This is a genomic window from Sphaerisporangium melleum (assembly GCF_014646695.1).
Classification (GTDB): domain Bacteria; phylum Actinomycetota; class Actinomycetes; order Streptosporangiales; family Streptosporangiaceae; genus Sphaerisporangium; species Sphaerisporangium melleum.
Map to the genome: position 1 here is coordinate 113,007 of NZ_BMNT01000031.1, position 12,438 is coordinate 125,444.

Genomic DNA, 12,438 nt, shown 5'->3' on the forward strand with positions numbered 1-12,438 from the left:
TTGCCGCACCGCACCGTGACCGTGGGGGCGGGCGGCGAGTTCACCGTGCGGTTCGGCGACGGCGCGGGCCCGCGCTCGGGCGAGTTCCGGGTGCACGACGCGAACGGCGCGCTGACCGGCCAGGGCTTCAACGTGCTCAGAGGCGGCAGGCCCACCGGGTTCCAGTACGTCGTGGACCACGCTGCCGCCGGTGGTCCGACCTGGCAGCGCGCCGCCGCCGGCGGTGGGGCGAACGGCCGCCCCGGGGTGTTCCACCACGGCAAGGTGGAGATCAGCGCCGGTGGCACCCGGGTGCGGCTGCTGGCGGCCTCGCCCGCCAAGGCCGAGGTCTTCGAGCGCCGCCTGCTGCCGGGCGGTGGCCTGCTGGACTCCTTCCGCCGCACCGACACCCTGGACTTCGGCCGGGTCATCGGCCGCCGGACCACCTGGGCGCACTGGGACGAGTCCGGCGCCCTGCTCGGTCACGGCGACCGGCAGTACGACACCTCCGGCTTCGGCTGGAAGGACGTCGACCACCTGTACCGGACCGTCCACGAGTACCGCGAGGGCCTGCAGAAGTTCGGCAGGAACACCGGCCACACGCTCGCCGTGCGCGACCCCGCCACCGGGCGGTGGACCTGGCACCGGTTCGACGGCGGCGGGCAGGAGCTCGCGCACGGCCCGCGCACGGTGCACGGCGACGGCGGCTGGACCGACCGGCTGGACGACGCCGGGCACACGCTGGTGCAGAAGCAGTGGGGCACGTGGCACCTCCCGGAGAAGGGCGGCCACTACCTGGAGTACGACTGGGACACGGCCACCCGTGCCAGGAGGGACACCTGGCAGCGGCAGTCTCCGCAGGGCAAGGACGCAGGCAGGCTGGAGCGGCTGCCCGGCGACAACGGCATGCTGACCACCGAGCGCTGGTCGGAGCAGCGCCCGCCGCTGTGGGTCCGCAAGCACCTCGTCGGCGCGGCGGGTCCTCAGGGAGACGCCCGCTACCTCAAACTCGACGACCGCTACCAGATCTACCGGTGGAGCAAGGCAGGCGGCGCGTCGGGCCCGGGAGAGGGCATCCGTTATGTCGCGCAGGACGGCAGCATGGTGGATCTCGCGCGGAACGGCCGGTTCGTCCGGGCGACCGTCAAGCTCTCCGACGGCTCGACGCTCCGGGTCGGCGACCACGCCGCCGACCCCGGCTACCAGCCGAGCGCCGCGGGTCACCTGAAGTGGGAGATCCCCAATGGCGGCAACGGCTACCGGGTCCCGGTTGACCCAGCGGCGCTGCAGCGCGGACCGCACGGGCCGATCTGGCAGGACCGTTACCTCGACGCGGCGAGCGGGGAATGGCGGATGGTCCGTGAGGGCTTCGCCGACGGCTCGATCCGCGAGTACGGGACGCCCCTGCCGGTCGATCCCGCGAGCGGCGCCACCACCGGCCGGGCCGGGGTCTCCTGGGTGCAGCGCGACCCGCACGGCAACCTCACCGGTGTGCGGGAACTCTGGCAGGACCCGCAGGGCGTGGCCAGGTACGTCCAGGGCTCCGGCCGGCCGGACTCCTCGGCGTGGACGTGGTCCTCGCCCGGCCACGGGTCCGGCGAGCGGCTGTTCTTCCGCGGCTCCGACGATCCGCGCCTGCCCTGGGACGACTCCTTCCGCGACTTCGACACCGGGAACGCGCTGGTCCGCGAGCAGAACATGCTGGACGGCGGCAGGCACGTCAAGGCGTGGCGCGGCGTCGATCCCGCCACCGGACAGGAGCGGTGGCACGCCCAGAAGTTCGACGCGTCCGGGCAGCCGGTCCCCTTCGGCGACGGCACGCAGGTGCGCCGCTGGTGGAACCCGCAGACTCGCACCTGGCAGGACGCGTGGTTCGCCGACGCCAAGCACTGGCGCGACGAGTTCCGCCCGGCGAACGGCGGCCCGTCGGTGACCCTCCGGGAGATCCCGCCGCACCTGTCCGCCCAGGACGGCCCGCTGCGGGTGCGCGAGTACCGGCCGGGCGCGGCGGCGCCGGCTCCCGGCACCTGGAAGGAGTTCGACCACGGCTCGGCGGTGCGCGAGCGCACGCGCCTGTCCGACGGCACGTTCGTCGACAAGGACGCCTGGCGCGGCCAGTGGCAGCACTTCGACCAGCAGGGCCGGCTGATCGCACAGCGCACCGACAGCGGCATGGTGTTCGAAGGCGGCCCCGGCGGCCTGCGCCCGACGGGCAAGGAGTACGACTACCGCGGCGGGATCACCGAGCTGCGCGGCTGGGGACGCCGCCTCCGGGAGAACAACCGCCTGCCCTGGGACGGATCGGTCACCCTCCAGATGCCGCGGATGCGGGCGGCCGTCCAGGACGTCCCCGGGCTCACCCCGCCCGCCACGGGCTCGATGGCGCTGGGCGAGGCGGCCTACGCGTCGTACTGGAAGGTGCTGGCCAAGAAGGTCGGGCTGGAGTTCGGCCAGGAGTTCCTGCTGGAGTTCATCGCCAACCTCGCGGTGAACGGGATCGCGGCGGCGGTGAACAACAAGCCGTTCACCGGCCAGGACGCGCTGAAGTCGTTCGCCAACGCGGCGATCAGCTCGACCATCAAGGTGGGTGCCAGCACGCTGGTGCACGAGGTCCGCGGTTCGGTCTTCGCCGGGCCGAAGTCGGTCTGGGCGAACCTCGACAGCGGCAAGCACGAGATCCGCCGGCCGAACAACCATGACAAGCACTGGGCGAACGAGTGGGGCGGCAACGAGAACCCGACCCGCTGGCGCGGCGGCACCTACGACTTCACCTTCGGCGTGGGCACCAGCGTGCTCGCCGGCTGGGTCAACGGCAGCATGAACGCCGCCGTGTGGGGGATCACCGGGCCCGACGGCGAGACCCACAAGCTCACCGGCGGCGACGCGGTGCGCGACGGCGGCATCGTCGCCGCCTCGGCGGCCGTGACGGTCGGCGGTACGGCGCTGGCGAAGAACCTGGCGATCATGGGCGGCGGCAGCCGGTACTTCCACCGGCAGGGTTTCGGGGAGTTCTGGCTGCAGATGGGCTTCAAGACCTTCGAGAAGCTGGTCAGCACGCTGTGGCTCACCAACGCCATCCGCACCGCCCAGCCCTACTACCAGCACCTCGGGTCACCGCCGCCCGCCCAGAACCCGGCGCCGCAGGGCCCGGCGGCCTCGTAGACCCCGTACCGGCGAGGGCCGGGAACGTCCAGCGACAAGGACCAGAAACGTGAAACCCGCTCAGCAGGCGCGTGTGCTCACCGTCGGCGCGAAGGGGCGCGGCGTCCACCGCCGCATCGGCGACGCCGTGCGGGCCGCCACGCCCGGCGACACCGTGGTGATCGCCCCCGGCCGGTACGCCGAGGCCGTCGTGCTCGACCGCGCCATCGTGCTGGCCGCCGAGCACGGCGCGGGAAGCGTGCTGCTCGCCGCCCCGGCGGACGCCGGGCCCGCACTCGTCGTGGCGGGCGGCGACTGCGCCGTACGCGACCTGGTGATCGAGGGCGCGGGCCCGGCCGCCCCGGCGGTGAGCGTCGCCCCGGGCGCCGGCGTGCTGATGTCCGGATGCGTCGTGCAGGGCGGCCGCATCGAAGTACGCGGCCCCGAGGAGGCGACCGCGGCCGGGCACTCGGTGATGGCGGGGAGGTCCGAGCAGGTGCAGGCGACCGGAGCCGCATGGGCGGCGGGCGAGGCCGGACGTACCTCGGCGACCGGACAGGCAGGGGAGCCCGGGCAGGCGGTCATGGCAGGCCGGGCGTGGCCGATCGGGGAGTCAGGACGGACGGGGGGTCCGGAGGAGGGAGGGGACGACGAGGAGGTCTCGCTCGCCACCGCGGTGCTGCTGCGCGGCTGCCGCGTCGACGGGGCCCGGCCGGTCGCCCTGCACCTGTCCGGCGCGGTGCGCGTCCGGGTCGAGGACACCACGATCAGCGCCGTCGAGGGCACCGGCGTCGTGCTCTCGGGCTCCGCCGAGCTGGACGCCGTGCGGTTGCGGCTCGACGGCAGCGCCGGCTCCGGCATCCGGGTGCGCGGCCGGGCCAGGCTGCGGCTCGCCGAGTGCGTCCTGCACCGTCCCGGCCGCTCCGGGGTGCTGGTCGAGGACGGCGCGCACGCGTCGGCGGACGACACCCGCATCGACGCGGCGGGCGAGGCGGGGGTCCACGTCACCGGCGCCGCGCGGGCCGACCTGGTCGACTGCCGGATCAGCCGTCCCGGCGCCAGCGGCCTGGTGGTGCGGGACGAGGGACGGCTGGTCGCGCGCGGCTGCGCGGTGGAGGACGCCGCGGGCAACGGCCTGCTGGTCACCGAGACGGCCCGCGCCGAGCTGGCCGACTGCCGCCTGGACCGCAGCGGCTACAGCGCGGTCCACCTGGCGGGCGGCGCGGCCGGGACGCTGGCCGACTGCCGCATCCGGGTGAGCGCCGAGCACGGCGTCCACCTCGCCGGCTCCGCCCGTGTGCGGCTGGCCGACTGCGGCATCGCCGACGTGGGCATGTGCGGCGTCGCGGTCACCGAGCGGGCCGCCGCCACCGTGACCGGCACCCGGGTGGCGGGGGCGGGCACCGGGTTCCGCATCGCCTCGCCCGAGGGCTCCCATATCGCCTACAGCACGGTGAGCGGCCCGGAGCGTACCGGCCTGGAGATCGCCGAGGGCGCCGTCGCGGTGCTGGAGGGCAATCGCGTGCTGGGCGCGGGCGCCGCGGGCATCGTGGTCGACGCCGGAAGCGACGCCCGGGTGGACGGCGGCTCGGTGGAGGACAGCGCGGGCGGCGGCATGGTCGTCTGGACCGGTGCCCGGCCGGCGATCACCGGCCTGCGCGTCGAGCGGCCGGGCAAGAACGGCATCTACCTCGCCGAGGGCGCCGGAGGGACGTTCACCTCCTGCGACGTGGTGCGGTCCGGGTTCCCCGCCCTGCACGTCGGGGCCAAGGCCGACCCGGTGTTCCGCCGCTGCCGGGTCCGCGAGTGCGCCGACCCGGTCGGGGTCGAGGAGGGCGCGGCGCCGGTCTTCGAGGACTGTTCCCTCGGCGATGGCGCCCCGCCGCCCACCGCCGCCGCCCCGGCCGTTCCTCTTGCCGCCACCGCCGGTCCCGCCGCGCCGTCCGGCCCGCCGGCCGCGGCGGTGGCGGCCCCGGAGGAGTCGCTGGACGACCTGCTCGGCGAGCTCGGCGAGCTGGCCGGTCTGGACGGCGTCAAGCGGGACGTGGGCTCGCTCGTGAAGCTGATGCAGACGGTACGGCGCCGCGAGGACGCCGGCCTGCCCGCCCCGCCGCTCAGCCGTCACCTGGTCTTCGCCGGCAATCCGGGCACCGGCAAGACGACGGTGGCCCGCCTGTACGGCAGGCTGCTCAAGGCGCTGCGGCTGCTGCGGAGCGGCCACCTGGTGGAGGTGGACCGCAGCGCCCTGGTCGGCGAGTACGTCGGCCACACTGGCCCGAAGACCGCCGCGGCGTTCAACCGCGCTCTCGGCGGCGTGCTCTTCATCGACGAGGCGTACTCGCTCGTCCCGGCGGGCGGCGGCACCGACTTCGGCCTGGAGGCCGTCGCCACCCTGGTGAAACTGATGGAGGACCACCGCGACGACATCGTGGTGATCGTCGCCGGCTATCCCGGGGAGATGGCCCGCTTCATCGACTCCAACCCAGGCCTGGCGTCGCGGTTCAGCCGGACGCTGCTGTTCCAGGACTACACCTCCGCCGAGCTGGTCTCGATCGTCGAGCACCAGGCGCGCGAGCACCGCTACGAGCTGACCGTGGCGGCACGGGCCGAGCTGGTCTCGCTGTTCGACCGCACGCCGCGCGGGGCCGGGTTCGGCAACGGGCGGTCGGCCCGGCAGATGTTCCAGGAGATGACCGAACGCCAGGCGCAGCGGGTGGCGGAGATCGCCGACCCCACCCCGGACCAGCTCATCACCCTGGAGACCGAAGACCTCCCCTGATGCCCCGGGCCGCACGAGCCCGCTTCGATTCCACCGGGCTTCTCCGGCGGTACGAGCCCGGCGGGGCCTTCCCTGCGGCGGAGCGTGAGCATGGCTAAAACCCGGGCTCACCAGGAGTGCGGCAGGCGGCCGGGCCGTGATCTTTGCCGATATATTCGGCGCATGCTGGCCTCCGCCCCCCAGATCGCCGAACTGCCGGTCGTGCGAGCCGCCCGGCAACGGCTGCGCGTTCTGGACCTCCTCCGGTTCTGCGCGGCGTTCGCGGTGGTGCTGTTCCACTACGGGCAGACCCGCGCCTGGGGGAGCCCGAACGCCTTCCCCACCCTCAGCTCGGTGACCATGTTCGGCGTGTACGGCGTCCGCCTGTTCTTCATGATCAGTGGATTCGTCATCCTGATGAGCGCGTGGGGACGCGGCGCCGGCGACTTCGCCGCCTCCCGCATCGCGCGGCTCTACCCGGCGTACTGGGCGAGCGTGCTGCTCCTCGGCGGGCTGGCCGTGGCCGGGCTCATCACCGACCACCGGCCCACCCTGAGCGAGCTGCTGGCCAACCTCACCATGCTGCAGCACGGCCTGCGCGTCCGTGATCTGTCGATCGTGTACTGGACGCTCTGGCAGGAACTGGTGTTCTACGCGCTCGTCTCGGTGTTCGCCGCGATCGGCATCACCTACCGCCGTTGCCTGGCCTTCCTCGGCGGCTGGCTCATGCTGCTGGCCATCGCCGAGCGGGTGAACGCCGATCTGCTCCAGGCGTTCCTCGTCCCGTTCAGCGCGCCCTTCTTCATCGCGGGCATGGCCCTGTACCTCGTCCACCGCTTCGGCGGGTCGCTGTTCCCCTGGCTGTTCGTGGCCGCCGGCTGGGCCATCGCGCTGGTTCAGGTGCTGGGAGAGAACCCTCCGGCGCTGGCGCGGTTCGGCCAGGCGCTCGGCTCCGCCCTGGTGGTCGGCGTGATCTCGTTCATCTTCCTGGTCATGATCCTGGTGGCGCTCGGCACGTTCGACGGGCTCGACTGGCGCTGGCTCACCACCCTGGGCGCGCTGACCTACCCGCTCTACCTGTTCCACCACCACGTCGGGTTCGTGCTGATCGAGCGGCTGCACACGCCGCTGGGCAACTGGGTCACCCTGCCGGTGGTGATCGTGGCCGCGCTCGCGGTGTCCTACGCCGTGTACCGGCTGGTGGAGGTGCCCCTGCAGCCGCGGCTGCGAAGCGCCCTCAGCCGCTCGCTCCGCGCGGACGAGACCGGCGCGGAGCAAGCGGCGTAGCAGGCGGGTTCCGGGGGCGGCTACTTCTTCTTGGGGCGCGGCGGGTAGATCTCGCCCGCCTCGAGCTCCCGGCCCTGCAGCAGGGTCGTCACCGTGACGAAGTGGTAGCCCTCCTTCTCCAGCGTCGACAGCACCGTCGGCATGGCCTTGACCGTCTGCGGGACGATGTCGTGCAGGAGGATGACGCCGTTGCGCTTGGCCAGCTTCAGCGTCCGCGCCGTGATCACCTTGGTGTCGCGGGCCTGCCAGTCGAGGGTGGACCCGGTCCACAGGATCTGCGGCAGGGCCAGCTCGGTCATCAGCCGGGTGACCCGCGCGTCGGTGGCGCCGTTCGGCGGGCGCATCATGGCCGGCCGCTCGCCGATGGTCTGCTCGATGACGTCGGAGGTGGAGGACATCTCCTGCATGACCTCGTCATCGGACAGCTTGGTCAGGTCGGGATGGTCCCAGGTGTGGTTGCCGACCTCGTGGCCCTCCTGGACGATCCGCTGCGTCAGCTCGGGCCGGCTCGCGACCTTCCTGCCGAGGAGGAAGAAGGTCGCCTTCGCCTTGTGCTTGTTCAGCGTGTCGAGCAACTCGGGCGTGTAGGGCCACGGACCGTCGTCGAAGGTCAGGGCGATGCACTTGTAGCGGGCGCAGTACGCCTTGGACGGTTCGTCCGCCTTCTTTCCCGCCTCGGCCGCAGCCGGGGCGGACAGAAGACCCATTGCGCACAACCCGGCCACCAGAAGTCTGACTTTCCACCGCATGGCCCCAAATCCTAGTAAAGGATGACACCGCTGGTGATCTCTCCCAGCGAATCGTGACCGGAACGCCGACGAAAAGTCAGGATCGGCTGCTCGGGCCGCCTGCTCAGCCGGCCGGCAGGCCGAGGCGCCGCAGGCTCTCGGCGGTGTCGACGATGGTCGTCTCGACGTCCCGCGGACGCCAGCCGAGCAGCTCCCGTGCCTTGTCATTGTGGATGACCGGTACCGTGCCGAGCTGAAGCGTGCGGCGTCCTGGATCGTGAACCACGCGTGGTCCTCGTGACCTGCGGTGACTGCCATGAGCCCACCCTCGGATACTTCAAGCGCTTCAAGTCAAGGCCGGCGGGCGTGAAATCTCCCGCCGGGTGTCCCAGGGGCCTTCCTCGGCCCCGCGATGGCCCTCCGACCTCGGCACGGCCTCTCCTTGACCTTTCTTTTCGACCGTACGACGCGCGGGACCCGGTCCGGTGCGGGCTGGGGCGGTCGTGGCCTGCCGAAAGGGACCGGGTGCAGGACCGGACCCGCAGGGGAGAACCAGATGGAGGGGCCACGCCCGCGAGAGCGATAAGGCCCGGAAACCGGACCGGCCTCACCGGGTGGAGCCGGCAGTGCGATCCGGACGGAGGGGGACCATGCCGCTCATCACCGTGAAGGTCATCGAAGGCGTGTTCGGCGACGACCAGAAGGCCCAGATCGTGGAGCGACTCACCGACGCGATGGTCTCCATCGAAGGGGAGAACATGCGCCCGCTGACCCTGGTCATCATCGAAGAGGTCAAGAGCGGCGACTGGGGCATCGGCGGCAAACCCCGGACGGCCGCCGAAGTACGCGCCCTCGCCGCCGGGACGACCGACGAGAGCTGACCACCTGTCCCCCCGTAGTGCTCTCCGCTTCGTAGGCGCGGGCGGCGCCCCCTACGGCCGCGTCCTGCGCCGGCGAGTGAGGCGTGCTCAGCGTGTGCGGAGGAAGTCCGCGAGGATCTTGTTGAACTCCTCCGGGCGCTCCATGTTGGGATAATGCGCGGTGCCGTCGATGGAGACGGCGCGGCCGTCGGAGACGGTACGGACGAGGCGCTCGGCCATGCCGAGGTGGTCGGGCGAGTCGGCGGTGCCGTTGACGGCCAGCACGGGCACGCCGATCTCGGCGGCGCGCTTCCAGGTGTCGCGCACCGGCACGAGCAGGTCGGCTTCGCCGCGGGTGTGCTTGGACATGGTGGCCCTGGCCATCCGGCGCAGCCGGTCCACCACGTCGGGGTCGAGATCGCCGAGCGTACGGTGCGGGCCCGCGGCGAAGGCCAGGAACCCCTCGATCGAGGCGTTCAGATCGCCAGCGGCCATCGCTGAGTACCAGGCGGCCATGGCCCGGGTGGTCCACGGGTCGGTGAAGTACGGCTCGCTGGTCCCGGCGCCGCTGACCACCACGGAGCCGACCAGTTCGGGATGCTCGATCGCGGTGTCGACCGCGATGCCCGCGCCCATGGAGACCCCGACCAGGGTGGCGGGCCCGGTGTCCAGGTGGCGCAGCAGCGCGGCGAGGTCGTCGGTGAACCGGAACGGCTCGGTGGCGTTGGCCGACCGGCCATGGCCGCGCGCGTCGGGCGCGATGACGCGGTGCCGCGCGGCGAGGACCGGGATCTGGTCGTCCCACATGCCGTGGTCCAGGAAACCTCCGTGCAGCAGGACGAGGGGCCGGCCGGTGCCGGTGTCACGCCAGAAGAGACCGTTCATGACACCTAGGTTGTCATCATGGACCGAAGATGACAACCTAGGTGTCATCATTGACGGGTGAGCGAACCAGAGCGCGACCCGCGGTCCGAATCGCGGACCGACCGGCTCATCGAGGTGTTCGACCTGGTAGGGCCGCTCTACCGGCGTGCCTACCGGAAAGTGGAGCAGGACGCGCCCACCGCCGGGCTGTCGGTAGGGGCGCGGGCGGTGCTCACCGTGCTCCGGGAACACGGGCCGATGACCGTCCCCCAACTCGGCCGGACCCTGGCGCTGAGCCGGCAGTTCGTCCAGCGTGTGACCAACGAGGCCGCCGCGCGCCGGCTGGTCGAGTTCGCCGCCAACCCCGCGCACAGGAAATCCTCCCTCGTTCACCTGACCGACGAAGGCCGCTCCGCCCTCACCGCCGTGATCGACCGCGAGCGCGCGGTCCTCCGCCAGGTCGCCGGCGATCTCACCGACGCCGAGGTGACCGCCTGCCTCCGCGTCCTCTCCCGCCTGCTCCACCTGCTGCACGACGTCGAGGTCGACTGAGAACACCGTCGCAAGCGACAGCGCGGGCCCCACGCCTCGTGTGCCGAAGGCCCCTAGGGTGGGAGCCGGGTACCGTTGCCGATCGCTCGGTGAGGGACGGCCGGGGCGCTGTGCGCCGGGCCGGCCTCGTCCGATTCCATGGACCGGGAGGAAGAGCGATGATCGAGCCTGTGGTCTTCGTGCGGTTGGACGCCGCCGGTGCCCGCGCGCGGCGCGAGGTCGTGTCGCTGGTCCACCGCGACTCCTACGCCGAGCGGATCGCCACGGGTGACGCCTTCGCCGGTGACCGGGCGTTCATGACCCGATTCGACGCCTACACCAGCCGGGACGCGTTCGACCTGGTGATGGCGTACGTCGGCGGCGAGCCGGTCGGCCAGGCCTGGGGATGGCCGCTGCCGCCGGACGCGCGGTGGTGGAACGGCCTGGAGACCGAACCTGAGCCCGGTTTCACCGCCGAGGACGGCACTCGCACCTTCGCCCTCTCCGAGATCATGGTGCGTCGGGCATGGACCGGACAGGGCATTGCGCACGCCCTGCACGACGAACTGCTGGCGGGCCGCCGCGAACGACGGGCCACGCTGCTGGTCCAGCCGGACAACGGCACGGCCTATGCCGCCTACCTCCGATGGGGCTGGACGCCGGTCGCCCGGCTGCGTCCCGGGTGGCCCGACGCACCCCTGATGGACGTACTGATCCTTCCGCTGCCCCCTGGATCCACACCAAGTGATCGGTCGCGTTCGGTCCCCTAGGCTGGATTTCGCAGGTGATGGACAGGGGGTTGTGGTGGCCGAGACGACCGTGGCCGAGACGACCGTGGCCGAGGTGATGGCCGAGCTGGCCGGGCTCGAGGACCCCCGCATGCGCGAGGTGAACGAGAAACACGGCGACGATCACGGGGTGAACCTCGGCAGGCTTCGTGCGCTCGCCAAGCGGCTGAAGACCCAGCAGGAGCTCGCGCGCCGGCTCTGGGCGACGGGTGACACCGCGGCGAGACTGCTGGCGACGCTGATCTGCCGCCCGAAGGCCTTCGAGCGTGTCGAGCTGGACGCCATGGTCCGCGAGGCGCGGGCGCCCAAGGCGCACGACTGGCTGGTGAACTACGTGGTGAAGAAGAGCCCGCACGCCGAAGAGCTGCGCCTGGCCTGGCTCGCCGATCCGGATCCGGTGGTCGCGAGTGCCGGCTGGGCGCTGACCGCCGAACGGGTGACGAAGAAGCCGGAAGGCCTCGACCTCGCGGGACTGCTCGACGTCATCGAGGCGGAGATGAAGGACGCTCCCGATCGCCTGCAGTGGGCGATGAACACCTGCCTGGCCCGGATCGGGATCGAGCACGCCGAGCACCGCGCCCGGGCGATCGACATCGGTGAGCGCCTGGAGGTGCTCAGGGACTACCCGACCTCCCCAGGCTGTACGTCCCCCTTCGCCCCCATCTGGATCACCGAGATGGTGCGCCGGCAGCACGACGAGTAGGACGGACCGCGCTCACGCTCATGCCGCGGCCGCGACGAAGGCGACCGTCGGGGACGTTCGTCTGTGCCGTCGTGCACCTCCTTGTCGGTGAATTCGCGCGAGGGCGGCTCCAGGGACGTGGTGTCTGCCCGCCGGACCGCCCGCACCATGCCGCCGAGTGGTGAACCCGGTCGGCTGTTAGCGCTAACAACTATTACCTGTCGTGGTTCCTTCTCTGCCGGATCGCTGTGGTGGCAGGTCGGAGCCAATACGAGACCAAGAGGCGACGTCAAGGAAGGCGCCGCGCTTTCGGAAAGGGGCGGCGGACGGGCGTGCGGCTCATCAGGCTTTATCAGAGGTCGTAGCCCGCGACGGCGAGAGGATGAGTCTGAAACTTTCTTCGTGCCTTGACACATTTCGGCATGGTTTCCAAACTGTGTCCCTAGACGGCTTCCTCCTGCCATGTGGTGGTGCGCGGTGAGGAGCGCCGTTCACGACGCCCTAGTGGTGTGCGTTCCCTGATCACGGGACGCGGCGTCGACCGCGCGGGATGACCCCGTGTGTCCGCCTTTTCGTGATTCAGTCTGGAGCACTCAGTCATGGGCACCAAAGCCATTCCCCCGCCACGCGCTTCGAGGAGTCCGCGGGTTCTGATCGCCGCCGCCGTCGGCGTGCTCGGCGTGATCACCGCGGTGACGGTACCGACCATGCCGGCCGGCGCGGCGGCCAGCACGCTCGGTGCCGCGGCCGCGCAGAGCGGCCGGTACTTCGGTACCGCGATCTCGGCGGGCCGGCTCGGCGACTCGCAGTACACCACGAT

At 71.9% G+C, this 12,438-nt stretch carries 10 protein-coding genes and 1 pseudogene; 8 read left to right on the top strand and 3 right to left on the bottom strand.

What is annotated here, in order from left to right:
• The 3 genes from IEY93_RS25915 to IEY93_RS25925 form a co-directional block, all read left to right on the top strand.
• Positions 1-3,141 (top strand): hypothetical protein (locus IEY93_RS25915; RefSeq protein WP_189165725.1); only part of this gene is annotated, 3,141 nt, incomplete at its 5' end.
• Between the two features lie 49 nt (positions 3,142-3,190).
• A complete protein-coding gene (locus IEY93_RS25920; protein ID WP_203968829.1) occupies positions 3,191-5,899 on the top strand; it encodes a right-handed parallel beta-helix repeat-containing protein in 2,709 nt (902 codons plus the stop codon).
• Between the two features lie 162 nt (positions 5,900-6,061).
• Entirely contained in the window at positions 6,062-7,165 is a 1,104-nt protein-coding gene (locus IEY93_RS25925) for an acyltransferase family protein (RefSeq protein ID WP_189165726.1), read from the top strand.
• Between the two features lie 20 nt (positions 7,166-7,185).
• On the opposite strand, the gene IEY93_RS25930 is transcribed toward IEY93_RS25925, so the two are convergent.
• Together IEY93_RS25930 and IEY93_RS25935 are read right to left on the bottom strand one after the other, a co-directional pair.
• Positions 7,186-7,872 (bottom strand): polysaccharide deacetylase family protein, encoded by a 687-nt coding sequence (locus IEY93_RS25930; RefSeq protein WP_189165727.1) that lies wholly within the window; start codon positions 7,870-7,872, stop codon positions 7,186-7,188.
• 145 nt (positions 7,873-8,017) lie between these two features.
• Complete coding sequence (locus IEY93_RS25935) at positions 8,018-8,179, bottom strand: hypothetical protein (RefSeq protein ID WP_203968828.1); 162 nt, start codon at positions 8,177-8,179, stop codon at positions 8,018-8,020.
• Between the two features lie 364 nt (positions 8,180-8,543).
• Between IEY93_RS25935 and IEY93_RS25940 the strand changes: the two genes are divergently transcribed.
• Positions 8,544-8,774, top strand: coding sequence for a tautomerase family protein (locus IEY93_RS25940; RefSeq protein ID WP_189165728.1), 231 nt, complete (start codon positions 8,544-8,546; stop codon positions 8,772-8,774).
• A gap of 87 nt (positions 8,775-8,861) precedes the next feature.
• Here IEY93_RS25940 and IEY93_RS25945 read toward each other — a convergent pair whose 3' ends face one another.
• Entirely contained in the window at positions 8,862-9,638 is a 777-nt protein-coding gene (locus tag IEY93_RS25945) for an alpha/beta fold hydrolase (protein WP_189165729.1), read from the bottom strand.
• Positions 9,639-9,695: 57 nt separating this feature from the next.
• Here IEY93_RS25945 and IEY93_RS25950 point away from each other — a divergent pair, with 57 nt between their 5' ends.
• The 4 genes and pseudogenes from IEY93_RS25950 to IEY93_RS25965 form a co-directional block, all read left to right on the top strand.
• Complete coding sequence (locus tag IEY93_RS25950) at positions 9,696-10,169, top strand: MarR family winged helix-turn-helix transcriptional regulator (RefSeq protein ID WP_189165730.1); 474 nt, start codon at positions 9,696-9,698, stop codon at positions 10,167-10,169.
• 158 nt (positions 10,170-10,327) lie between these two features.
• Positions 10,328-10,918 carry a GNAT family N-acetyltransferase gene (locus IEY93_RS25955; protein WP_189165731.1) on the top strand — a complete coding sequence of 197 codons (591 nt, stop codon included), beginning with the start codon at positions 10,328-10,330 and terminating at the stop codon, positions 10,916-10,918.
• 76 nt (positions 10,919-10,994) lie between these two features.
• Positions 10,995-11,639: a DNA alkylation repair protein gene (locus tag IEY93_RS25960; protein WP_203968839.1), complete on the top strand. Its 645-nt coding sequence runs from the start codon at positions 10,995-10,997 to the stop codon at positions 11,637-11,639.
• Between the two features lie 578 nt (positions 11,640-12,217).
• Positions 12,218-12,438, top strand: a pseudogene (locus IEY93_RS25965) (endo-1,4-beta-xylanase); the annotation flags it as partial.

Excerpts from the sequence above, each read along its gene's own strand:
- IEY93_RS25925 (WP_189165726.1), top strand. The coding sequence starts at position 6,062 with ATGCTGGCCTCCGCCCCCCAGATCGCCGAACTGCCGGTCGTGCGAGCC.
- IEY93_RS25930 (WP_189165727.1), bottom strand. The coding sequence starts at position 7,872 with ATGGGTCTTCTGTCCGCCCCGGCTGCGGCCGAGGCGGGAAAGAAGGCG.
- IEY93_RS25940 (WP_189165728.1), top strand. The coding sequence starts at position 8,544 with ATGCCGCTCATCACCGTGAAGGTCATCGAAGGCGTGTTCGGCGACGAC.
- IEY93_RS25945 (WP_189165729.1), bottom strand. The coding sequence starts at position 9,638 with ATGAACGGTCTCTTCTGGCGTGACACCGGCACCGGCCGGCCCCTCGTC.
- IEY93_RS25955 (WP_189165731.1), top strand. The coding sequence starts at position 10,328 with ATGATCGAGCCTGTGGTCTTCGTGCGGTTGGACGCCGCCGGTGCCCGC.
- IEY93_RS25960 (WP_203968839.1), top strand. The coding sequence starts at position 10,995 with ATGGCCGAGCTGGCCGGGCTCGAGGACCCCCGCATGCGCGAGGTGAAC.